Genomic DNA, 22,416 nt, shown 5'->3' on the forward strand with positions numbered 1-22,416 from the left:
GTTCACCGCCCCCGACAGCTCGCAGCTGGTCGCGCTGGAGTCCCGCCAGCGCGTCTTCCCCGCCGGCCTGGCCGAGTTCCTGCGGGCCCGCGACCAGCGCTGCGCGACCCCGTTCTGCGATGCCCCGATCCGCCACCTCGACCACGTCCGACCCCACGCCCGCGGCGGCCTCACCACCGCCGCGAACGGGCAGGGACTGTGCGAGGCGTGCAACCACACCAAGGAACTCCCCGGGTTCCGCTCCACCCGGGACCCCGCCACCGGCGTCACCACCCTGACCACCCCGACCGGGCACGCGTACGCCGGCTCACCACCGCCGGTGTCGGGTCACCCCGAGCTGCCCGAGATCACGTGGACGGTCGAGCTCGGCCGGTCCGTGGTCGAGCGGCACCTGGGGCGCCTCCTCGACATCGCCGCCTGACGTCGGCGCGAGAACGCCGGGCCGCGCGCGTCAGCGCTGGGTCACGTCGGCGACGGCCCCGCCGTCACCGTCGCGGATCCACTGCCCCACGAGCCGCAGGTCGACCTCCACGAGCGCGGCCTCGAGCTGGTCCGGCTCGTAGTAGCCGTGCGGGCGGGGCGGGCCCAGGTCGATGCGCTGCACGGTGCGACCGTCGTCGGCGCTGACCACGAGGGCGCACGCGTCGAGGTCGAGGTAGGCGGTGAGCGAGGAGTAGGCGTGGTGCACGGGAACCACCGTCTCTGCGCGAAGGGCCGGGATCCGACGGTAGCCCGCACCCCCCGGATCGCGCGCGCCTTCCGCCGGGAAACGCCGATCCGTGACCTGGTCGAAGCCTTCCGCGGCACGTGGTCAGCGCGCGGGCGTGCGGCTCCGGTCGTCGGCGGCGAAGTCCGCGGGCCGGAAGCGGCCCTCGTGCAGGCGCCCCTCGATCTGCTCCAGGCTGCGGCCGGTGAGCTCGGGCATCCGCTTGAACAGGAAGATGAAGGCGACCACGTTGAACGCCGCGTACAGCCAGAACGTCTGCCCCGTGCCGATCGTGTCGATGATGGTGAGCAGCGACAGCGTGATGAGGAGGTTGGTCCCCCACAGCGACGCGGACTGCGCGGCGGCGCCGGCGGAACGCGTGGCCAGCGGGTAGATCTCCGACCCGGTCAGCCAGCCCATCAGCTGGATGCCGCCCGCCGTGAAGGCCATGAACGCCACCAGCGTCGCGACGATGTAGGGGACCTGCGCCTTGCCGGCGTTGTCCGTGACGAAGAACGTGCCCAGCACGATCAGGGAGAGCGCGGCGCCCGGCAGGGTGATGAGGGTGAGGCGGCGGCGGCCGACGCGGTCGATGATCGCGAGCCCGATGAGCTGGGTCACGAGGTACGTCGCGCCGAGGGCCACCGAGACGCGCAGCGCCACCGTGTCGGAGAAGCCGTTGTCGGTGAGGATCGTCGGGGAGTAGTAGACGATCATCTCGATGCCGCTCAGCTGCGTGAAGATCGCCAGCCCGCAGCCGACGATCAGCGCCGGGCGCACCCACGCCTCGCGCAGGCCCCGCCAGCCGCTCGTGCTGGCCTGGTTCTCCTCCTGCACGAGTTCCGCGATCTCGTCCCGCTCGGCCCTGACGTCGTAGCCGTCGGGCCGCACGCGCTCCAGCGCCTCCAGGGCGCGGTCGTCCTGGCCGGCCTTCAGCAGCCAGCGCGGGCTCTCGGGCAGGCGGAGCATCAGCAGGAACATGATCGCCGCGGGCACGGCGGCCGCGCCGATCGAGATCCGCCAGTCGACCAGCTCGGTCGCCCCGACGATGGTGGCGATGAGGATGCCGACGCCGATGGCGATCTGGAAGCACAGCACGAGCCGGCCGCGGTACTTCGTGGGCGCCAGCTCCGCGACGTACACCGGGGCGGTCTGCGTCGCCCCGCCGACGGCGAACCCGAGCACGAGGCGGGCCACGGACAGCAGCACCGGGTTCGGGGCCAGCGCCGCCCCGAGGGTGCCGACGACGAACACGATCCCGACGACGAGCAGCGTCCCGCGGCGGCCGCGCCGCTCACCGAGCCGGCTGCAGGTGAGCGCTCCGATGACGGCCCCCGCCAGGATCGACGCCGCGATCACCTGCTCCCAGCCGTCGCCGGTCTGGAAGTCGTCGCTGATCTGAAGCAGCGCACCGGAGATGATGCCGGTGTCGTAGCCGTAGAGCAGTCCGGAGATCGCCGAGACGAGTGCGACGACGACCACGGAACCCGTCAGGCCACCGCCGTCCCCGCGCGAACCGTGCTGGCGCCCGTGGTCCTGGGGCATGGAGTTCCTCCGACATCGACGTGGGCGGCACCGGTCCGTGCGCGAACCGGACCCAGACAAGCACTTGCCGCGCCGCGGCGCTCACCCAGAGGAACCGCGCGACGCGGTGGAACCGCCTCCTCAGGCGGGCGCCGTGCTCCCGACCGGGCCGACGGTGACCTCCGCCGACGCCGCCCGCGACACGCACGGCATCACGGCCGTGGCCCGCTCCTCCGGGCGCAGCACCAGGTCGCGGTGCTCGACGTCGCCGTCGAGCAGCGCCAGCCGGCAGGTGCCGCAGGTGCCCGACCCGCACGAGCTGGGCACGTCCAGCCCGGCGCCGGCCAGGGCGTCGAGCAGCGTGGTGGTGGCCGCGACCTCGACGCGGGCCCCCGTGGGCGCCCAGACCGCCGTGAACGGCCGGCCCCCGGGCCGCAGCGGCGCGACGCCGGTGAAGTCCTCCAGGTGGACCCGGCTGGGCCGCCAGTGCACCGTGAGCGCCCGGACCTCCTCCAGCAGCCCCGCCGAGGCGCACGCGTACAGCTGCAGGCCGTCGTCGGGGTGCTCCAGCCACGGCCACAGGTCGGCCCGGCCGGCGCTCGCGCTGTGGTGCAGCACCACGACGTGCGCGAGGTCCTCGCCGGCCGCGAGCGCCAGCAGCTCGTCGCGGTACGCCGTCTCCTCCGGCGACCTCGTCAGGTACAGCAGCGTGACGTCGCGGTGCCCGCGGGCGAGGACCTCGTGCAGCATCCCGCGCAGCGGCGTGATGCCGATGCCGCCGGCCACGAACAGGTACCGCTCGGCGTCGACGAGCCCGAACCCGTCCCGGGGGGCCGCGACGCTGACCTCGTCGCCCGTGCGCAGGTCGTCGACGAGGCTCGCGGACCCCCCGCGCCCGGCCGCCTCGCGCTGCACGGCCACGACGTAGCGGTCCCGCTGCGACGGCGGGTTCGTGACGCTGTAGCTGCGGCGGTGCCCGCCGGGGGTGGTGAGGGTGAGGTGGGAGCCGGCCGGGTGCGGCGGCAGCACCCCGCCCGCGGGGTCGCGCAGGTCGAGCTCGCGGACGGCGGGCGTGAGCGCCCGGTCGCCGGCCACGACGAGCCGCAGGTCACCCGGGAGCCCGTCGATCACCCCGCCATCCTGCCCGACGGCGTGCGCGTCAGGTGCCGCAGAAGGTCCGGTAGGACGCCCCGAACTCCGGCGGGGCGGGGGCCGCGTAGCGCTCGAGGCCCGCCCGCGCCTCGAAGGGCCGGCTCACCGCGTCGAGCAGCCGCTCGAACGGGGCGAGGTCCCCGGCCGTCGCGGCGGCGAGCGCCTCCTCGACGAGGTGGTTGCGCGGGACGACGACGGGGTTCACGCGGTCCATCGCGTCGGCGTCCGGGCCTGCGGCGAGCCACCGGCCGAGCCAGGCGTCGACCGCGGGCGTCGCCCCGAGGAGTTCCCGCACGGGCCCGGTGTCCCCGCGGGCCGCGACGCCCAGCGCGCGGAACGTCTGCGTGAGGTCGGCGCGGCCGGCCTCCAGGAGGGCCAGGAGCTCCTCGCCCAGGGCGGCGTCCGCGTCGGGGCGCAGGCCCAGCTTGGCGCGCAGGCCGTCGGCGAGGGCGGCGTCGTACTGCGGCCGGAACCGGCCCAGCGCGGCGACCGCGAGCTCCACGGCGCGGTCCTCGTCCTCGTCGAACAGGGGCAGCATCGCCTCAGCGAGCCGGGCGAGGTTCCACTCCAGGACGAGCGGCTGGTTGCCGTAGGCGTAGCGGCCACCGGTGTCGATGGAGCTGTAGACCGTCGACGGGTCGTAGGCGTCGAGGAAGGCGCAGGGCCCGTAGTCGATGGTCTCCCCGGACAGGGTCGTGTTGTCCGTGTTCATCACGCCGTGGATGAACCCCACCAGCATCCAGCGGGCCACGAGCTGCGCCTGGACGGCGACGACGGCCTCGAAGAGGGCGAGGTGGGGGTGCTCGGCCTCGGCGGCCTGCGGGTGGTGCCGGCGGATCGCGTGGTCGGCCAGGCGGCGCAGCAGCTCCGCGTCGCCCGTCGCACGCGCGTACTGGACGCTGCCGACCCGCAGGTGACTGGCCGCGACGCGCGCGAGCACCGCCCCGGGCAGCGGGGTCTCCCGCAGCACCGTGCGGCCCGTCGCGACCACGGCGAGCGCCCGCGTCGTGGGGACGCCGAGCGCGTGCATCGCCTGGCTGATCACGTGCTCGCGCAGCATCGGGCCCAGCGCCGCGAGGCCGTCGCCGCCGCGCGCGAAGGGCGTGCGGCCCGAGCCCTTGAGGTGCAGGTCGCGCACCCGGCCGTCGGGGGTGACGACCTCGCCGAGCAGGAGCGCGCGCCCGTCGCCGAGGCGCGGGGAGAACCCGCCGAACTGGTGCCCGGAGTAGGCCTGTGCGACCGGCCGCGCTCCCGGCGGCACCTCGGCGCCGACCAGCAGGCGGACGCCCTCGGGGGTGCGCAGCCACGCCGGGTCGAGGCCCAGGTCGGCGGCGAGCGCCTCGTCGAGCACGACGAGGTGCGGGTCGGGGGCCGCCTCCGCCTGCCAGGCGACCGCCATCTCGGGCAGGTCGCGGGCGAAGCGGTGGTCGAGGTCGACGGTGGGAGAGGGTGCGACGCTCACGGATTCCAGTATGACGACGACGCGCGGACCAGCCAGCCGTCCCGGTCGGGGGCCCGCGGCGCCCCGGCGGCAGTGACGGGTGCCGCCGCGGCGGTCAGCGGGACGGCAGGGCCCACGCCGGTTCCCCGCGGGAGGCGAGGGCGGCGGCGACCAGGGCGAGGACCGTCACGGCCGTGACGGCCACCAGCCCCGCCCCGACCCCCGAGCGCAGGACGACCAGCGCCCCCACGACGGCGCCGGCCAGCATGCAGAGCACGGTGACGGTGCGGCGGACGGCCGTGGCCACGTCCCCCCGGCGCAGGTCGGCGCCGATGCCCGTCAGCGTCATGGTCAGGACCGTGGTGGTCAGGTCCGGGACCGCGAGCCGGCGCACGACGGAGTTCTGCACGCCGAGGGCGAGGGCCGCCACGCCCAGCACGGGCAGCGCGGCGCCCGTCCCCGGGAGGGCGGACCAGAGCGCGAGCGCGACCAGGAGCAGGCCGGTCTCCCCGAGCAGGGCGTTGCGCAGCAGCCGTCCGCGGTGGCCGCCGGAACGGGCGACGAGCAGGCCGCCCGCCGACGCCCCGAGCAGGAACGCGGCCAGCGCCACGAGCGACCCGGCGAGGGAGAACCCGGGGGCGCCGGCGAGCGCGAAGCCGATGAACACGACGTTGCCCGTCATGTTCGCCACGAACACCCGGCCCAGGCCGAGGATGCTCAGCGCGTCGACCAGGCCGGTGCCGAACGTCAGCAGCAGGAGGATCGCCGGCAGCGGACCGTGCCGGGGGTGGCGCAGGTAGTTCGCGAGCACGGGATCTCCTCCGCCGTCGCCGCGGGCCGCCCGTCCGGGCGGTCCGGACCGCATCATCCACGGCTCCCCTGCTTGCGCCGGTACATGCGCCGGTCGGCGGCCTCCAGCGCCACCGCGAGGCCGTCGCCGCGCCCGTCCTCGGGGATGCCGGCCAGGCCGATCGAGACGCCGACCTGCACCACCACCCCGCCGTCGAGGGCCGCCGGGGCCGCGATGGCCTCCTCCAGCCGCCGCACCAGGCGCTGCGTGGCCGGTGCCGTCGGGGGCCCGGTCCGGACGAGGACGACGAACTCGTCCCCGCCGAAGCGGGCGACGACGCCGTGGCCGTCCACGACGCCGGCGGCGCGCCGGGCGACGATGCCGAGCACCTGGTCACCCGCGCCGTGGCCGTGGGTGTCGTTGATGCCCTTGAAGCCGTCGAGGTCCAGCAGCGCCACGCACCAGCCGGGGTCCGTCCCCCGCTCCCGGTGGACCCGCTGCGGGGGAGCCGGCTTCCAGGGCCGCGGCGAGGCGCCGTCCTGCGCCGCCCCCTCCCGCAGGCACTGCTCGGCCAGGGCGCTGAACCCGCGCCGCGTGTAGGCGCCCGTGAGCTCGTCCCTCTCCGCGTCGACCGCGGCCTCCTCGTCGCGGTGGGCCCGCTGCGCCCCGGCCACCGCCCGCAGCAGCGACAGCACGAGCGCCGCGGCGGCCGTGCCGACCGTGGCCGGCCCCACGCGGTCCCCGCCCAGGCTCGCGGACACGAGCTGGACCGTGACGAGGACGGCGATGACGGTGGGCAGCACGTTCTGCACGAGGACGGAGACGGCGACGGCGACGTGCGGGCGGGGCCGCGCCGGCACCGCCGGCAGCGGCGACGCCGTCCCGGCCGCCCCCGGGGAGGCGGGGCCGAGGTAGGTGACGAGCAGCACCGCGGCGCCACCCACCGCCAGGACGAGGCCGAGCCCCCCGCCCAGGACCCAGGCGCGGGTCTGGCTGAGCACCATGACCGCGTCACCGCCGACCAGCCCGGCGACCCCGGCCGCGGTGGCGAGGAGCCGCCGCGACGGACCGACCTCGGGACGCGGGACGGAGCTCAGGCTGCGCAGCACCACGACCACCGCGGTGGCGATGGTGACGACGTCGAAGAAGCAGAACACCGAGTAGGACTTGCCCTCCTGGACCAGTGCCCCCGCCGGAGTGGCCAGCAGCACCAGCGCGGCGGTGGTCGCCGTCGCCTGCACGTGGCCGAGGGCGGTCCGGCCGCCGAGCCGCACCGCGCCCCGGCCGGGCGCCCGGCGATCGCCGGGACCGCTGCGCCGACGCGGCACGGCGTGCGCGAGGAGGGTGAGGAGGGCCGCGTAGCGGACGATCTCGACCGTGATCGTGAAACCGGGCTCGAACTCGCCCAGGACGTAGCTCAGGCCGGTGGGGTCGACCGTCAGCAGCCAGTACGCGTCCCCGACCGCCGTCAGGGCGACCCAGGCGCTGAGGAGCAGCAGGGCCCGGCGGGCGGCGGTGGAGGGGGCGACGACGGCGGAGCCGATCGCGACCACCCCGGCGACCACCTCGAGCGCGACGATCTTCGCGTCCACGACAGCCGAGTAGCCGCTCAGGACCCACAGGCAGGCGCCGATGAGCACGGCGGGCGCGAGGACGACCAGCCGCCGGCGCGGGACGGCCGGCAGGCGCCGGCCCCGGCTCGCCGGAGGGCGGGGCGCGAGGCGGTGCTGCTCGCGCGCGCGACGGACCGGCGGCATGCCCTCTCCCCCTCGGTGGTGCCCGTCGCGCCCGCGGACGGCGGCGCGGCGGTCGGTGCTCACCGGGCTGCACCCGGCCTGTCCTGGATCATCGGCGCCCTGGTTGCGCACTTGACGATCACCCGGACCCCCGAAGGGGGCACAACGCCTCACCCGAGGAAGCCGCGCAGCAGGGCGGCGGTCGCGTCGAGGTGCTCGTGCATGGCGGTGCGGGCCCGGCCGGGGTCGCCCGCCAGGACGGCGGCGACCACCTCGCGGTGCTGGGCGTGGGAGTTCGCCAGGTTCGGCGGCAGGAACGGGATGCGGTCGAGGGAGGCGTTCACGCGCATCCGGACGTCGGCGACGGCCGTGACGAGGGACGGCGACCCGGCCGCCTCGGCCAGGGCGAGGTGCAGGCGGGAGTCCGCGGCGCGGTGCTCGGTGAGGGTGGTCGCCGTCGCCAGCTCGAGGCGGTGGGCGAGGTCCGCCCGCACGGCCTCCGAGAGGGTCCGCTCGGCGGCCAGCTCGACCGCGCCGACCTCGAGGACCCGCCGCAGCCGCAGCGCGTCGCGCAGGTCCGCCGGGTCGGGCGCGGCGGCCGGGGCACCGGCGGGCCCGCGGTCGGTGACGACGAACGTGCCGCCGCTGCGGCCGCGGCGGGACTCCACGAGGCCCGCCTCGGCCAGGGACCGGATCGCCTCGCGCAGCGTGACGCGGCTGACGCCGAGGCGGGCCGCGAGCTCGCGCTCCGGCGGCAGCCGCTCCCCCGTGGCGACGATCCCCAGCCGCACCGCCTGCAGGAGCCGCTCCACCGTCTCCTCGAAGGCGTTGCCGGCCCGCACGGGACGGAACACGGCCGCCTGCGCGCCGTCCCGCGCGTCTCCGGGGGCGGGCACGCTCACTCCGGCGTGACGTAGGCCCCGGCGATGCCGCCGTCGACGAGGAACTGCGACGCCGTCATGAACGAGGAGTCGTCGCTGGCCAGGAAGGCGACGGCCGCGGCGATCTCCTCGGGTTCCGCGAACCGGCCGACGGGCACGTGCACGAGGCGCCGGGCCGCGCGCTCGGGGTCGGCGGCGAACAGCTCCCGCAGCAGCGGGGTGTTCACGGGCCCGGGGCACAGGGCGTTGACGCGCACCCCCTGGCGGGCGAACTGGACGCCCAGCTCGCGGCTGAGGGCGAGCACGCCGCCCTTGGAGGCCGTGTAGGAGATCTGCGACGTGGCCGCGCCCATGACGGCGACGAACGACGCGGTGTTGATGATCGAGCCCTTGCCGCGCTCGAGCATGTGCGGGATCGCGTACTTGCAGCACAGGTAGACCGACGTCAGGTTGACCTCCTGCACGCGGCGCCACGCAGCGAGCTCGGTGGTGAGGATCGAGTCGTCGTCGGGCGGGGAGATGCCCGCGTTGTTGAAGGCGATGTCGAGGCGGCCGAACCGCGAGACGGTCTCCGCGAACAGCGACCGCACCTGCTCCTGGTCGGTGACGTCGGTGGCGATCGAGACGCCGCCGACCTCCTCGGCCGCGGCCTCCCCCGCCGTCGCGGACACGTCGGCGATGACGACCGTCGCGCCCTCGGCCGCGAAGCGCCGCGCCGTGGCCAGCCCGATGCCGCTGCCGCCGCCCGTGATGACGGCGACCCGCCCCTCCAGCCGCTGACCCGACAGTGCTGCAACCGCCATGACCTACTCCCCGCTCGCGATGAAGACGTTCTTGACCTCGGTGAAGGCGGCCAGCGCGTCCGGGCCGAGTTCCCGGCCGAGGCCGGACTGCTTGAAACCGCCGAACGGCGTGCCGTAGCGGACGGAGGAGTGCGAGTTCACCGACAGGTTCCCCGCCTCCACGGCCCGGCTGACCCGCAGCGCCCGGCCGACGTCGCGGGTCCAGATCGAGCCGGACAGGCCGTACTCGGAGTCGTTGGCGATCCGCACGGCGTCGGCCTCGTCGTCGAAGGGGATGACGACCGCGACGGGCCCGAAGACCTCCTCGACGGCCACCCGGTCCGAGGGCGAGGTGGGCGCGAGCACCGTCGGCGCGAACCAGAACCCCGGGCCGTCGGGCGCGGTCCCGCGCGAGAGCACCGGCACGTCGTCGGACACGAACGAGGCGACGCGGTCGCGGTGGGCCGCGGAGACGAGCGGGCCCATCTCCGTGTCCTCCTGCGTCGGGTCGCCCACGCGGAAGGCCCGCACGGCCTCGTCGAGCAGGGCGCAGAACTCCTCGTGGACGCTGCGCTGCACGAGGATGCGCGAGCGCGCGCAGCAGTCCTGCCCCGCGTTGTCGAACACCCCGCCGGGGGCGGCCGCCGCGGCGCGCGCGACGTCCGCGTCGGCGAAGACGATGTTCGCGCTCTTGCCGCCCAGCTCCAGCGTCACGCGCTTCACCTGGGCCGCGGCCCCGGCCATGATCTGCTTGCCGACGCGCGTGGAGCCCGTGAAGACCACCTTGCGCACCCGGGGGTCCTCGACGAACAGCTGCCCGACCACGGGCCCCGCCCCCGGCAGCACCTGGAACACCCCCTCGGGGATGCCGGCCTCCAGGGCCAGCTCCGCGAGGCGCAGCGCGGTCAGCGGCGTGAGCTCCGCGGGCTTGAGGACCACGGTGTTGCCGGCCGCCAGCGCCGGGGCGAACCCCCACGACGCGATGGGCATCGGGAAGTTCCACGGGACGATGACCCCGACGACGCCCAGGGGCTCCGCGAACGTCACGTCGATGCCGCCCGCGACGGGGACCTGCCGACCGAACAGCCGTTCCGGGGCGGCGGCGTAGTACTCCAGGACGTCGCGGACCGCGGCCGCCTCGCCGCGGGCGGAGGAGACGGGGTGCCCGGAGTTGCGGACCTCCAGCTGGGCGAGCTCCTCGCGGTGCTCGTCGACGGCGTCGGCGAAGCGCCGCAGCAGCCGCGCCCGGTCGGCCGGAGCGACGGCGCGCCACGCGGGCAGGGCCGCCTGCGCGCGCCCGACCGCCTCCGACGCCTGGGCGGCGGACAGCAGCTCGACGGAGCCCAGCGGTTCCTCGGTCGCGGGGTTCACGAGCTCCAGCAGGCTCACCGCAGCACCCCCCGCGCCGCGGCGTGGGCCCGGCCGGCCTCGACCACCGCGCGGAACAGGCGGTCGTCGTCGGCGTCCTGCTCGGGGTGGAACTGCACGCCCAGCACGAACGGCTCCCCCGGGCGCTCGACGGCCTGCACGACGCCGTCGGCGCTGCGGGCCACCACCTCCAGCCCCTCGCCGAGGGTGTCGACGGCCTGGTGGTGGTAGCAGAGGACGCTGGTGCGCTCGCCGAGGATGCCGGCCGCGCGGCTGCCCGCGGTGACCTCGATCTCGAAGCGGCCGAACACCCCGCGCCCGGGCTGGTGCTCGTCGGAGCCGGTGACGTCGGGCAGGTGCTGCACGAGGGTTCCTCCGAGGGCGACGTTGAGGAGCTGAGCCCCGCGGCAGACCGCGAGGACGGGCAGGCCGGCCGCCAGGGCGGAGGCCAGGAACCCGAGCTCGCTGGCGTCGCGCTCGGGGCGGGACACGGTGCGGGGGTGGGCCTCGCGGCCGTAGTTGGCCGGGTCGACGTCCGCGCCGCCGGACAGGACGAGCGCGTCGAGCCGGCCGATCACCTCGGGCAGGGCCGGGCCGATCGTGGGTAGCAGGACGGGTGCGCCGCCCGCGCGCAGGACCGCGTCGGCGTAGGTGCGCGGCAGCAGCGTCGCCTCGTGGTCCCAGACCCCGTAGGCGGCCCGCTCGACGTAGGTCGTGATCCCGACGACCGGGCGGGGTTCAGAGGCGCTCGAAACCACGGACCCGCTCCCAGTCGGTGACGGTCGACTCGAACGCCGCGAGCTCCACGTGCGCGGCGTTGACGTAGTGGTCCACCACGTCGTCGCCGAAGGCGGCGCGGGCGATGTCGCTGCCCGCCAGCGCGTCGGCGGCCGCGCGCAGGGTCGTCGGGACGCGGGCCGCGTCGGAGGCGTAGGCGTTCCCGGTCGTGATCGGCGGCAGCGGCAGGTCGGCGTCCATGCCGTGCAGGGCCGCGGCGATGAGGGCCGCGACGGCGAGGTAGGGGTTGACGTCCCCGCCCGGGAGCCGGTTCTCCACCCGCAGGGACTGGCCGTGCCCCACCACCCGGACCGCGCACGTGCGGTTGTCCAGGCCCCAGGCGACGGCGGTCGGCGCGAAGCTGCCCTCCGCGAAGCGCTTGTAGGAGTTGACGTTCGGGGCGAGGAAGTACGTGAGCTCCTGCAGCGCCGCGTACTGGCCGGCGACGAGCTGCCGCATGAGGGGGGAGAACCCGTGCTCGCCGTCGCCGGGCAGGACGGCCGAGCCGTCGGTGGCGCGCAGGCTCAGGTGGACGTGGCAGGAGTTGCCCTCGCGCTGGTCGTACTTGGCCATGAACGTGAGGCTCTTGCCGAGCTGCGCCGCGATCTCCTTGGCGCCGTTCTTGTAGACGACGTGGTTGTCGCACGTCGTCAGCGCGTCGGCGTAGCGGAAGGCGATCTCCTGCTGGCCCGGGTTGCACTCGCCCTTGGCGGACTCGACGTACAGGCCCGCCCCCGTCATGCCGCGGCTGATGGCGCGCAGCACCGGCTCCACGCGGGCCGTGCCGAGGAGGGAGTAGTCGAGGTTCCAGCGGTTGGAGGCCTGCAGCCCGGTGTAGCGCCGGTCCCAGGCCTGCTCGTAGGTGTCGTCGAAGAGCAGGAACTCCAGCTCGGTGCCGACGAAGGCCTCCAGCCCGCGCTCGCGGAGCCGCTCCAGCTGCCGGCGCAGGACCTGCCGCGGCGAGACGGACACGCCCCCGCCCGCGGTGCTCTCGACGTCGCACAGGACCATCGCCGTGGCCTCCTGCCACGGCACCCGCCGCAGCGTCGAGAGGTCGGGGCGCAGCACGACGTCGCCGTAGCCGGCCTCCCACGAGCTGTTGGCGTACCCGGCGACGGTGTTCATCTCGACGTCGACGGCGAGGAGGTAGTCGCAGCCCTCGGTCGCGTTCGCCAGCACCTCGTCGAAGAAGAACTCCGCCGAGCACCGCTTGCCCTGCAGGCGCCCCTGCATGTCGGTCATCGCCACGAGGACGGTGTCGATCTCCCCGAGGGCCACGGCCGCCCGCAGCTGCTCGATCGTCAGGAAACCCTCGCGCTGAGCCACCACGGCCACCGTCCCGTCGAAATGGGTCGAACCTGATCCATTCAGTGCGGCGAAGCTACCGGCGCCACCCCGCCCGGTCAACGGTCCTCCGGGCGGGTGGGCGGGCGGGGTGGGCGCGGCGGTGCTGTGCTGGACCCCTCAACGACACGACACGGAAGGGTTTCCGCACCCCATGACCCGCATCGGCACCTCCGAGCTCGACGTCCGCCCCCTGAGCCTCGGCGGCAACACCTTCGGCTGGACCTCCGACGAGGCCGAGTCCCACCGCGTCCTGGACGCCTTCGTCGACGGCGGCGGCGACTTCGTCGACACGGCCGACGTGTACTCCGCGTGGAGCGACGGCGGCGCCGGGATCTCCGAGACGATCCTCGGCACCTGGTTCGCCACGTCCGGCAAGCGTGACGCGATCGTCCTGGCCACCAAGGTCGGCATGGCGCCGGGGCTGGACAACCTCAGGGCCGAGACGATCCGCACGGCCGTGGACGCGTCGCTGCAGCGCCTGCAGACCGACCGCATCGACCTCTACTGGGCCCACAAGGACGACCTGGAGACGCCGCTGGAGGAGACGCTCGGCGCCTTCGACGAGCTCGTGCGCGCCGGCAAGGTCCGCGCGCTCGGCGCCTCCAACTACGACGCGCCCCGCCTCGAGCAGGCGCTGGAGACCTCGCGCCGCGAGGGCTTCGCGAGCTACGTCGCCCTGCAGAACGAGTACAACCTCGTGGCCCGCGAGGCCTACGAGGGCCGCGTGGCCGACGTCGTCGCCGCCAACGGCCTCGCGTCCGTGCCCTACGCGGCCCTCGCCTCCGGCTTCCTCACGGGCAAGTACCGCCCCGGCCAGAGCGCCGAGAGCGTCCGCTCCGGCAAGGCCGGCGCCTACCTCGACACCCCCCGCGGGCAGGCCGTGCTCACGGCCCTCGACGAGGTCGCGGCCGCCCACGGGGCCCCGGTCTCGGCCGTCGCCCTGGCCTGGCTGACGGCGCAGCCCACGGTGGTCGCGCCCATCGCGAGCGCCCGCACGCCCGAGCAGCTGCCGGACCTCATGGCGGCCCTGACGCTGGAGCTCAGCACCGACGAGGTCGCCGCGCTGGAGCACGCCTCGCGCTGACGCCTCGCACTGACGCCTGGCACCCGCGGCACCCCGCCGGGGCGGTCACGGGACCCTGCGGCGATCCGCACAGGTTCCGCACCGGCGGGGGCCGCGGGATCGGCGCCCGTGCTCCAAGATGGAGACGTGGTCACCTCCGCTCCCGCCCAGCAGTCCTCGTGGACGCGCTCCGCGCGCGCCCGGGTGTCGGGAGCGTCGCTCGGCGGGGCGCTCGTGCAGGCCGCGGCCTTCGCGGGCGTCTACCTGGCCTGCGTGCGCACGGTCCGCGGCCAGCTGCGGGAGAACGCGCTGCACGAGACCGCCGTCTCGACCCCCGACGCGGCGGGCATCGGCTGGCTGCGCGAGGTCTTCCGGGTCGTCGAGCGCTTCGAGCCCCAGCACCTGCTGGTCGCCGTCGCGGCGATGGTCGTGCTGGGCGCGCTCAGCGGCCGCGGCCGGCTGCGGCGCACCGTCCTGGGCGTCGGCGTCGCCGCCGCCACCCTGGGCGTCACCGAGGTGCTGAAGCTGGAGCTCCTGACGCGGCCTACCCTCAGCGGGCTCTACGGCGCGATCCCGAACAGCCTGCCCAGCGGCCACACGTCGGGCGTCCTGGGCCTGGCCCTGGGCTTCCTGCTCGTCGCGCCGCGCTGGCTGCGCCCCCTGTTCACCCTCGCCGGCGCCGCGGCCGCCGGGGCGATGGGCGCCTTCGTCATCGACCACGGCTGGCACCGCGTGAGCGACGTCCTGGCCTCGGCGCTGGTCGGCTCCGTCGTCCTGTGCCTGGCGCTGGCCCTGCCCTCGCGGGCGCAGGCGCGCACCGGGCGCCTGCTCGCCCTCGCCGCCGGGGTGCCGGTGCTCTGCCTCGGCGCGCTGGTCGTCACCTACGTCCTGCCGACCGGTGGGCTCACCGCGGGCACGCTGTCGTCCGGGGTCGTCGTCGCGGGCACCGTCCTGCTGGCCGCCCGCGCGCTGCCGCGAGAGGTGCGCCACTGAGCCTCGGGGCAGGATGGCCCCATGGCCGAAGACCCCACCCCGCCCGACGTCGCCGCCCGCGAGAGCGCTGACGGTTCCGACCCCCGCGTGGTCGTGGTGACCCCGCAGGGGATGGGCATCGCCCAGCCGCCCGAGGAGGGCCAGCCCAGCCCCGCCGACATGGTGTCGCAGCCCGCGAAGGTCATGCGGATCGGCAGCATGATCAAGCAGCTGCTCGAGGAGGTCCGCTCGGCGCCCCTCGACGAGGCCGGCCGCGCCCGCCTCGCGCAGATCCACGGCCGCTCCATCGCCGAGCTCGAGGACGGCCTGGCGCCCGAGCTGGTCGAGGAGCTGCAGCGCATCGCCCTGCCCTTCGCCGAGGGCGAGACGCCGTCCGAGAGCGAGCTGCGGGTGGCCCAGGCCCAGCTCGTCGGCTGGCTGGAGGGCCTCTTCCACGGCATCCAGACCGCGCTCGTCGCGCAGCAGATGGCCACCCAGGCGCAGCTCGCGGAGATGCGCCGCGCCCTGCCCGCGGGCGCCGGCGTGCCCGGGGCGGCCGCACCCGCGGGGCCGGCGAGCGGCATGCCGCGCGTGCAGGGTCCCGGCACCGGCCAGTACCTCTAGGTGCCGCGCTGGGCGTTCTGGCGACGGCCCCCGGACCCCCTCGGCGAGGGGGTCTGGGCCCGCGCCGCGCACTCCGTGGACCGCGCGGTGCGCCGCTTCGAGCAGGTCGTCGACGGCTGCCCGCCCGGCCCGTCGCGCGAGGCGCTGCAGGCGTTCCTGCCCCGCATGGACCTCGTCGCGCGGGCCGCGCGGGCCAGGGCCCTGCAGGCGCAGGCCGAGGCGCCCTCGACCCAGCTGCTGGTGCCCGCCGGTCCCGACGGTGAGCACCCCGAGGTGCACCGCCGGATCACCCGGACGGCGACGGCGTGCGCGCAGGCCGCCGAAGCCGCCGCGATGGTCCGCGTCAACGCGGGCGAGGGCGCCGAGGCCGGGGACGGGCCCGCGCCGGAGCGGATCGCGGCGGTCGAGCGGGCGGTGGCCCGGGCCGAGGAGCTCGCGGGGCTCTGACGGTCCACAGGGTGAGCACAACCGGGGCACCGGTGGCACCTGGGCGGCGCCCCGACCGTGGGGGTACCCAGCCGGAAGGACCTCTCATGAGCCCGCACGACTCCCCCCGCGCCGACGCGGTCCCCCCGCCCCGCACGTTCCGGGGGCGCGCGCTGCCCCGGCCGGACGAGGACGTCGACGACCAGGGCCTCGCGTTCGACCTGCGCACGATGCTCGACCGGCGGGCGCTGCTGTCCGGGCTCGGGCTGGGCCTCGCCGGCCTCGGCCTGGCCGCGTGCGGGGACGCCGGCACCGCGACGGCCTCGACCAGCGCGTCCGCGCTGACGGAGATCCCCGACGAGACCGCCGGGCCCTACCCCGGCGACGGCTCCAACGGGGCGAACGTGCTCACGCAGAGCGGGGTGGTGCGCAGCGACCTGCGCTCCAGCTTCGGCACGTCGACCACCACGGCCCCCGGTGTCCCGATGACCCTGACGCTGGACGTCGTCGACATGGTCGACGACGACGCCCCGATGGAGGGCGCCGCGGTCTACGTGTGGCACTGCGACCGCGACGGCGAGTACTCCCTGTACGCCGACGGGCTCGAGGACGAGAACTTCCTGCGCGGGGTCCAGGTGGCCGACGCCGCTGGGAGCGTCACCTTCACGAGCATCGTCCCGGCCGCCTACTCGGGCCGCTGGCCGCACGTGCACTTCGAGGTCTACCCGGACGTCGCCTCGATCACGGACGCGACCAACGCGGTCGCCACATCGCAGCTGGCGCTGCCCGAGGCCACGGCCGACCTGGTCTACGCGACCGCCGGCTACGAGGCGTCGGTGGCCAACCTCGCGAACGTCACCCTGGGCAGCGACAACGTGTTCAGCGACGACTCCGCGGCCACGCAGCTCCCGACCGTCACGGGCGACGTCGCGAGCGGCTTCACCCTCACGCTGCGGGTGGGCGTCGACACCTCGACCGTGCCCACCGCGGGCTCGGCGCCGACGGGCGGCGGGCCGGGCGACCGGCCCACCTCCGCGTGAGGGGCGACCGCCCTTGCACCGCGGACCCGCCCGCCTGACGCGCCCGGGCGCCCGACTCGTTCGAACACGCGTTCGACTACTCGTCCCGTTGCGCCGCAGCGGATCGGGCGCCGGAGGGCGGGAACGGAGGCGACGCAGCGCTGGTCAGTGTCGGAGGTGACTGTCAGGATCCGGAGAGTCACCGAGGGACGATCAGAGGGAGCCACCCATGCACATCGATTCGGCCCGCGAGCTCAAGGCCGAGCTGCGGGCCCGCGCGTCGGACGAGCTGGTCGCCCTGGCGGCCCCGTCCGGCGTGGCCTCGATCGGGATCAGCGTCCTGGGCCGCGGCGCGAACGGACCCCGCTACGGCGTCGCCGTGCGCTACTCCGGGCCCCGCGGCGACGCCCTGCTCGGCCGGGCGCGGGAGCTCGCCGGCACCAGCGCCGGCTCCGAGGTCGACGTGCGCGACGTGGGCCGGGTCGTCGCGCTCAGCCTCCCCACCGAGAACACGGCCCCGACGGAGGACCGGACCTGGTCGGCGGCGACGCTGCGGCGCCGCGTCCGCCCCCTGCACCCCGGGCTGTCGATCGCCCACCGCGACGTGACGGCGGGCACCCTCGGGGGCTTCGTCACCGTCACCGGGTCCGACGGCGTCTACGTCCTGTCCAACAACCACGTGCTCGCCGACTCCGACCGGGGTGCCCTGGACGACCCGGTGCTGCAGCCCGGCCCCGCCGACCGCGGGACGGCCGGGGACCGCGTGGGCCGCCTGGCCCGCGCCGTCGCGCTCGAGGCCGGCGGCGGCAACACCGTCGACGCGGCGATCGCCCTCCTCGAGGGGGTGTCCTCGGCCGACGACGACCAGATCGACGCCACCTACCCGTGCGGGCGCCTGGTGGGCACCGCCGAGCCCGACGACGAGGTGGCCGTGGAGAAGGTGGGCCGCACCACGGGCTGGACCACGGGGCGGATCACGGCCATCGAGCTGGACGACGTCGCCGTCGAGTACCCCGTCGGCGTGGTCAGCTTCGACGGCCAGATCGAGATCACGGGAACCACCTCGGCGTTCTCCGCGGGCGGCGACTCGGGCTCCCTCGTCTACCGGCCGGACACCCGCGAGGCCGTCGGCCTGCTGTTCGCGGGCAGCGAGCGGGGTGGGGACAACGGCACCGGGCTGACGTTCTGCAACCCGATCGCCCTTGTGCTCGACGCGCTCGGTGCGACACTGGTGAGGTGAGCCAGGACGCGGGACGGACCGGCACCGACCTCCAGGGTGCCTCGGCAGCACGTGCCGCGAAGGCGCACGTGCGTCAGCTGGTGGCCGGGGACTCCCGCGTCAACGGCGTCGGTCTGTCCCGCGCGTCCGGGCGCTGGTCGGTCAAGGTCAACGTCGTCGACGACGCCGACCACCCCGACCTGCCGACCGCGGTCGACGGCGTCCCCGTGCGCGTGACGGCCGTCGGCCGGATCAGCGCCCGCGCCAGCTGAGCAACCGCTCCAGGACCTGCGCCACCCCGTCGTCGCCGCACGCCGGCGCCACGTCGTCCGCGGCCTCGCGCGCGTCCGCGTGCCCGTCCGCCATCGCGTAGGACCGCCCGGCCCAGCGCAGCATCTCCAGGTCGTTGGGCATGTCCCCGAAGGCCACGACCCCCTCGGCCGTGACCCCGCGGTCCGCCGCGACGTCGGCCAGCGTGGTCGCCTTGCTGACGCCCAGCCGCATGATCTCGATGAGCGAGTCCACCGCGTTGGAGTGCGTGACGTTGACGAGGTCACCGACCTCCGCGACCGCCCGCTCGAGCATCTCGTCGCTGGGGATGCCCGGGCACTTGGCGAGGATCTTCACGATCGGCGGGGAGTCCGACAGCAGCTCCTCCAGCCCGCCGACCCGCGCCTCGAGCCCCGTGTCGAAGCGCGTGGCGTAGGCGTCCTCGCGGCGGAAGCCGCCGACGGCCTCGAGCGCGAAGCCGATGCCCGGCATGACCGGGCGCAGCCGCTCGGCCACCTGGCGGACCGTGTCGCGGGACAGCTCGTGCTGGCGGACGACCTCGTCGCGGTCGAGGTCGTAGACGACGGCCCCGTTGGCGCACACGACCTGCCCGCGCAGCCCGGCCTCCTCGGCCAGCGGCGTCACCCAGCGCGGCGGGCGGCCGGTGACGGGGACGACGCTGATGCCGGCCTCCGCGCAGGCCGCGAACGCCGCGAGGGTGCGGGCCGAGAGCGGGCGGTCGCGGGGGATGACGGTGCCGTCCAGGTCGGTCGCCACGAGCTTCCAGCCCGCGGCGAAGGCGCGCTCGCCGGCGTCGCGCGTCGCGGCCGCCTGCTCGTCGAGGGTGCTGGCGAGGGGTTCCGGCGTCACGGCACCAGTCTGCCTCACCGCGGCGACGCCCCCGCCGACCCCGACGGCGGCCGCGGGCGGGGATTGCCGGGCGCCCCAGCGGGTAGTCGCCCCGGGTGGCCGACACTGCGATCTTCGACGTCGACGGCACCCTCGTCGACACCAACTACCAGCACGCCCTCGCGTGGGCCCGGGCCTTCGCCCGCTTCGACGTGGTCCGCCCGCTGTGGCGCATCCACCGCGGCATCGGCATGGGCGGCGACACGTTCGTCCCGGCCGTGGCGGGGGACGACGTGGAGCGCGAGCACGGCGACGACCTGCGCGCGGCGTGGGCGGAGGAGTTCGGCGCGCTGATCGACGAGTGCCGGCCGTTCGAGGGCGCCCACGAGCTGCTGCAGGAGGTCGCCGACCGCGGCTTCACCGTGGTGCTCGCGAGCTCCGGGAAGAAGGACCAGGTCGAGCGGTTCCTCGACCTGGTCGACGGCCGCTCCATCGCCACGGCGTGGACGACGTCGGAGGACGCCGAGAAGAGCAAGCCCGCACCCGACATCGTGCAGGCCGCCCTCGCCCGGGTCGACGCCTCGTCCGGGGTCATGGTCGGCGACTCGACGTGGGACGTCGTCGCCGCGTCCAAGCTCGACGTGCCCACGATCGCCGTCCGCACGGGCGGCTTCAGCGTGGACGAGCTCACCGAGGCCGGGGCGGTCTCCGTCTTCGACTCCCTCGTCGAGCTGCGGGAGCGGCTCGACGAGACCCCCCTGGCGAAGCCCTCCCGCTGACCGCCCCTCAGGCGGCGCGGACCGGCGGGGAGCCGCCGGCGAGGACCCGCCGGTGGACGAGCCCGGCCAGCACGGCGCCGGCGAACGGGGCCGTCAGGTACACCCAGAGCGCACCCGTGGCGCCCGAGACGACCGCCGGCCCGAACGCGCGGGCGGGGTTCACCGCGCCCCCGGTCAGGGGCGCCGCGACGGCGATCGCGACCGCGAGCGCCGCCCCCACCGCCAGCGGGGCGACGGCCGCGGGCACGCGGTCGTCGGTCGCGACCCCCACGACGACCAGGACGAGCACGAAGGTGACGAGGGCCTCGACGAAGAACGCGCGCCCCGCCGACACCCCGGGCGCCGGGGCGGCGGCCGCGAGGGCGACGACCTCGCGGCCGCGGCCGGCGAAGGCGCCCCACGTGGCGAGCGCCGCGAGCAGCGCCCCGGCCAGCTGGGCGAGGGCGTAGGCGGGCACGGCCCGCCACGGGAACCGGCCGGAGACCGCCAGTCCGACGGAGACCGCCGGGTTGAGGTGGGCGCCGGAGACGGGCCCCAGCGCCGCCGCGAGGGCGGCGAGGGCGAGGCCGAAGGCGAGGACGACCACGGGCACGCCGAACACCGGCGGGTCGGTGGTGCCGGCCGCCACGGCCGTCGCCGAGCCGGCGAGGACGAGCACGAAGCTGCCGACGAGCTCGGCGACGGCCGCGCGGGCGAGGGTGCCCCGCCCGCCCGTGCCGGTCTCGGCGGCGGGCCGCGGCGTCGACGACGTCAGGGCCATCGTCGGGCCGCTCATGTCGCGGGCGTCGCGGTCGTGCTGCGGATCGGGGGTCACGTCGTGGGCCACGGCTGCTGCCCCGCCCTCAGCGCTTGCGGCGAGCACGCCGCGACGGCGGGGCTGCTCCGGGGCGTCGGCGGCCGGTGACGCGGTGCGCGCCTTGTTCGAGACGAGCCGGCCCGCACCCTGGAGGCCGGAGGAGACGCGGGTCGGGCCCTTCGCGGACTCGAGGCGGCGCCCCGCGGCGCCGAGCAGGCGGCCGGCCACGGGGACGGCGAGGGAGAAGATCACCCAGCGGCGGAGGCCACCGGACAGCAGGACCCACATGGAGACGTTCCCCTTCCAGGGGTCGGTGGTGCGGAGGAGTTCGGTGGTGCGGAGGAGCGCGGTCAGCTGACGCGGCGCTGGCGGCGGGCCCGACGGGCCACGCCGAGGCGCACCCGGGCCCGGGTGTCGTCGCGGCCGAGGACCTGGCGGAGGTCGGCCGTGACGGCGTCCGCGGCGACGACGACCGCGGTGAGGTCGGCGGTGGGTTCCACGGTCGCCGAGACGTCGACGACGAGGGAGCCGCGCTCGCGCACGACGCGGGAGGACGCGGAGCGGACCCCCGGGGTGGCGGCGAGGACGTCCGCGGCGGTCGCGGCCGCCCCGGAGGGGTCGAGCGCGAGGCGCCCGCCGCGGCCGGAGCCGCGCAGCGGGAGGTCCCCCACCCGGTTCCGGGGCACGTGGGCCAGCAGCCACCACAGCGCGAGGAGGGCGGCCACGACCCCGGCGGCCCCGGCGGCCCACGGCCACCAGGACGCGCTGAAGGCGTCCGAGGCGGTCCGCAGCTGCAGGGTGCGGGGGGCGGCGGCCCAGACCTGCACGAGCCACCCGCCGCCCCACGCGGCGACGGCGGCCCCGGCGGCGACGACCAGGAGGCCGGCCAGCAGGGTCAGGACGCGGTCGAGGCCGACGACGGAGCGGCTCACGAGGACTCCTCGGGGGTGCGGACGAGCACGGAGACGCGGGGTGCGGACGCGAGCGCGGCGAGGCGCTCGGTGACCGCCTCGGTGACGTCCTCGCGCAGGCCGGCCGCGGCGGTGCCGGACACCGTGACGGTGACCTTGCGCCGCGTCGCGGAGGCCGAGGCGTCCAGGACGCCGTCGACGTCCCCGGCCGCACCGGCGGCCAGGCGCGCGACGTCGCGGACGTGCAGGAAGACGCCGGTGTCCGACGTCAGGGGCAGCGTCCGGCGCGAGCGCGGGCGCAGCGCCACGACGACCAGCCAGAGGCCGACGAGCACCACGACGGCGCCGGCGGGGACGAGCCAGCCGGCGGGGCCGGTGCCGCGCAGCCCGTCGACGACGGCGGGCAGCCACGCGCTGCCGGACACGGTGCCGGCGGTGACGAGGGCGTCGCGCACCAGCAGCACGCCCAGCGCCAGGAGGAGCACGGCGAGGAGCGGGCCGACGACGCCGACGGGGCCGCTACCGGCGGGGGCGGCGGCGGGGCGCATCGACGGGGGCCGGACGTCCGCGTCCGAGACGGGGGCGCTCACCGGACCCGCCTCGCGTCGCGGGCGACGAGGCGCACGACCTCGGCGACGCGCACGTCCACCGCGTCGACGTCGAGGGCGGCCAGCGTGCTCAGCCGCTCGGTGACGTGCTCGCGCACCGCGGCCGCGACGCGGTCCGCGGGCTGCGGCCAGCGGGTCGCGATCTCGACGTCGGCGCGCACGCGGCGGCCGGCGACCTGGCAGCCGACGCGCGGGTAGGCGCGGCCCAGGGCGGTGCCGAGGGTCCCGGTCCCCGCACCGGACGGGGCGACGCCGGGGACCTCCAGGGCGGCGGCCTCCGCGATGCGCTCGACCGCGCGGTCCGCGACGCGCAGGGTCCCGCGGCGGCCGCGCTCGGCCTCGCGGCCGCGCTCGGCCGCCGGGTCGGCGGGGGCGC

The 22,416-nt window shown here is 76.2% G+C and carries 25 protein-coding genes; 9 read left to right on the top strand and 16 right to left on the bottom strand.

The genetic code is table 11. The annotated features are described in order from the left end of the window. On the top strand, positions 1 to 421 hold a 421-nt coding region (locus F1544_RS20375), incomplete at its 5' end, for an HNH endonuclease (protein ID WP_167588040.1). 30 nt (positions 422 to 451) lie between these two features. Here F1544_RS20375 and F1544_RS20380 read toward each other — a convergent pair. The 11 genes from F1544_RS20380 to F1544_RS20430 all read right to left on the bottom strand — a co-directional run bounded on the left by F1544_RS20380 (position 452) and on the right by F1544_RS20430 (position 12,483). Continuing rightward, positions 452 to 688: a hypothetical protein gene (locus F1544_RS20380; RefSeq protein ID WP_167588041.1), complete on the bottom strand. Its 237-nt coding sequence runs from the start codon at positions 686 to 688 to the stop codon at positions 452 to 454. 123 nt (positions 689 to 811) lie between these two features. Continuing rightward, positions 812 to 2,188: a sugar porter family MFS transporter gene (locus tag F1544_RS20385; protein WP_373368104.1), complete on the bottom strand. Its 1,377-nt coding sequence runs from the start codon at positions 2,186 to 2,188 to the stop codon at positions 812 to 814. 183 nt (positions 2,189 to 2,371) lie between these two features. Then, complete coding sequence (locus F1544_RS24950) at positions 2,372 to 3,361, bottom strand: PDR/VanB family oxidoreductase (RefSeq protein WP_167588043.1); 990 nt, start codon at positions 3,359 to 3,361, stop codon at positions 2,372 to 2,374. Between the two features lie 28 nt (positions 3,362 to 3,389). Continuing rightward, positions 3,390 to 4,844 (bottom strand): protein adenylyltransferase SelO, encoded by a 1,455-nt coding sequence (locus tag F1544_RS20395; RefSeq protein WP_167588044.1) that lies wholly within the window; start codon positions 4,842 to 4,844, stop codon positions 3,390 to 3,392. A 94-nt stretch (positions 4,845 to 4,938) separates the two neighbouring features. Next, positions 4,939 to 5,634, bottom strand: coding sequence for a YoaK family protein (locus F1544_RS20400; protein WP_208972293.1), 696 nt, complete (start codon positions 5,632 to 5,634; stop codon positions 4,939 to 4,941). Positions 5,635 to 5,687: 53 nt separating this feature from the next. Further along, positions 5,688 to 7,370 (bottom strand): GGDEF domain-containing protein, encoded by a 1,683-nt coding sequence (locus F1544_RS25610; protein WP_167588045.1) that lies wholly within the window; start codon positions 7,368 to 7,370, stop codon positions 5,688 to 5,690. 149 nt (positions 7,371 to 7,519) lie between these two features. Then, the gene (locus F1544_RS26600) at positions 7,520 to 8,245 is read right to left on the bottom strand and encodes a FadR/GntR family transcriptional regulator (protein ID WP_308470222.1); all 726 of its coding nucleotides are present in this window, start codon (positions 8,243 to 8,245) and stop codon (positions 7,520 to 7,522) included. Positions 8,246 to 8,247: 2 nt separating this feature from the next. Then, positions 8,248 to 9,033, bottom strand: coding sequence for a 3-oxoacyl-ACP reductase (locus F1544_RS20415; protein WP_167588046.1), 786 nt, complete (start codon positions 9,031 to 9,033; stop codon positions 8,248 to 8,250). Between the two features lie 3 nt (positions 9,034 to 9,036). Continuing rightward, the gene (locus tag F1544_RS20420) at positions 9,037 to 10,401 is read right to left on the bottom strand and encodes an aldehyde dehydrogenase family protein (RefSeq protein ID WP_167588047.1); all 1,365 of its coding nucleotides are present in this window, start codon (positions 10,399 to 10,401) and stop codon (positions 9,037 to 9,039) included. Beyond that, positions 10,398 to 11,138, bottom strand: a complete 741-nt coding sequence (locus F1544_RS20425) for a gamma-glutamyl-gamma-aminobutyrate hydrolase family protein (protein ID WP_167588048.1) — start codon at positions 11,136 to 11,138, stop codon at positions 10,398 to 10,400. The genes F1544_RS20420 and F1544_RS20425 overlap by 4 nt, the downstream gene beginning before the upstream one ends. After that, positions 11,119 to 12,483: a glutamine synthetase family protein gene (locus tag F1544_RS20430; protein WP_308470223.1), complete on the bottom strand. Its 1,365-nt coding sequence runs from the start codon at positions 12,481 to 12,483 to the stop codon at positions 11,119 to 11,121. Before F1544_RS20430 ends, F1544_RS20425 begins: the two co-directional genes overlap by 20 nt. A 172-nt stretch (positions 12,484 to 12,655) precedes the next feature. Here F1544_RS20430 and F1544_RS20435 point away from each other — a divergent pair, with 172 nt between their 5' ends. The 7 genes from F1544_RS20435 to F1544_RS20465 all read left to right on the top strand — a co-directional run bounded on the left by F1544_RS20435 (position 12,656) and on the right by F1544_RS20465 (position 18,099). Beyond that, positions 12,656 to 13,588, top strand: coding sequence for an aldo/keto reductase (locus tag F1544_RS20435; protein WP_167588049.1), 933 nt, complete (start codon positions 12,656 to 12,658; stop codon positions 13,586 to 13,588). A 126-nt stretch (positions 13,589 to 13,714) separates the two neighbouring features. Next, positions 13,715 to 14,560 (top strand): phosphatase PAP2 family protein, encoded by an 846-nt coding sequence (locus F1544_RS20440; protein WP_167588050.1) that lies wholly within the window; start codon positions 13,715 to 13,717, stop codon positions 14,558 to 14,560. A 21-nt stretch (positions 14,561 to 14,581) separates the two neighbouring features. Continuing rightward, positions 14,582 to 15,163: a bacterial proteasome activator family protein gene (locus tag F1544_RS20445; RefSeq protein WP_280114976.1), complete on the top strand. Its 582-nt coding sequence runs from the start codon at positions 14,582 to 14,584 to the stop codon at positions 15,161 to 15,163. Next, positions 15,164 to 15,610 (top strand): hypothetical protein, encoded by a 447-nt coding sequence (locus tag F1544_RS20450; RefSeq protein WP_167588051.1) that lies wholly within the window; start codon positions 15,164 to 15,166, stop codon positions 15,608 to 15,610. 86 nt (positions 15,611 to 15,696) lie between these two features. Beyond that, positions 15,697 to 16,629: a dioxygenase family protein gene (locus F1544_RS20455; RefSeq protein ID WP_167588052.1), complete on the top strand. Its 933-nt coding sequence runs from the start codon at positions 15,697 to 15,699 to the stop codon at positions 16,627 to 16,629. Between the two features lie 208 nt (positions 16,630 to 16,837). Continuing rightward, positions 16,838 to 17,848: a chymotrypsin family serine protease gene (locus F1544_RS20460; RefSeq protein WP_167588053.1), complete on the top strand. Its 1,011-nt coding sequence runs from the start codon at positions 16,838 to 16,840 to the stop codon at positions 17,846 to 17,848. Beyond that, positions 17,845 to 18,099, top strand: coding sequence for a hypothetical protein (locus F1544_RS20465; RefSeq protein ID WP_167588054.1), 255 nt, complete (start codon positions 17,845 to 17,847; stop codon positions 18,097 to 18,099). The genes F1544_RS20460 and F1544_RS20465 overlap by 4 nt, the downstream gene beginning before the upstream one ends. Here F1544_RS20465 and F1544_RS20470 read toward each other — a convergent pair. Further along, on the bottom strand, positions 18,080 to 18,967 hold the full coding sequence (locus F1544_RS20470; protein ID WP_167588055.1) for an HAD family hydrolase: 888 nt from the start codon (positions 18,965 to 18,967) through the stop codon (positions 18,080 to 18,082). The genes F1544_RS20465 and F1544_RS20470 overlap by 20 nt on opposite strands. A gap of 95 nt (positions 18,968 to 19,062) precedes the next feature. Here F1544_RS20470 and F1544_RS20475 point away from each other — a divergent pair, with 95 nt between their 5' ends. Next, positions 19,063 to 19,725 (top strand): HAD family hydrolase, encoded by a 663-nt coding sequence (locus F1544_RS20475; protein ID WP_167588056.1) that lies wholly within the window; start codon positions 19,063 to 19,065, stop codon positions 19,723 to 19,725. Between the two features lie 7 nt (positions 19,726 to 19,732). Here the strand turns inward: F1544_RS20475 and F1544_RS20480 are convergent, their stop codons facing one another. From F1544_RS20480 to F1544_RS20495, 4 genes are all read right to left on the bottom strand, one after another. After that, on the bottom strand, positions 19,733 to 20,809 hold the full coding sequence (locus tag F1544_RS20480; protein ID WP_244309348.1) for an aquaporin: 1,077 nt from the start codon (positions 20,807 to 20,809) through the stop codon (positions 19,733 to 19,735). A gap of 62 nt (positions 20,810 to 20,871) precedes the next feature. Next, complete coding sequence (locus F1544_RS20485) at positions 20,872 to 21,453, bottom strand: hypothetical protein (RefSeq protein WP_167588057.1); 582 nt, start codon at positions 21,451 to 21,453, stop codon at positions 20,872 to 20,874. After that, a complete protein-coding gene (locus F1544_RS20490; RefSeq protein ID WP_167588058.1) occupies positions 21,450 to 22,022 on the bottom strand; it encodes a DUF6286 domain-containing protein in 573 nt (190 codons plus the stop codon). Before F1544_RS20490 ends, F1544_RS20485 begins: the two co-directional genes overlap by 4 nt. Beyond that, a partial coding sequence (locus F1544_RS20495) for an Asp23/Gls24 family envelope stress response protein (protein WP_208972294.1) occupies positions 22,019 to 22,416 on the bottom strand: 398 nt, incomplete at its 5' end. The genes F1544_RS20495 and F1544_RS20490, both read right to left, overlap by 4 nt.

The sequence above is a fragment of the Kineococcus rubinsiae genome (assembly GCF_011839805.1).
Lineage (GTDB): Bacteria > Actinomycetota > Actinomycetes > Actinomycetales > Kineococcaceae > Kineococcus > Kineococcus rubinsiae.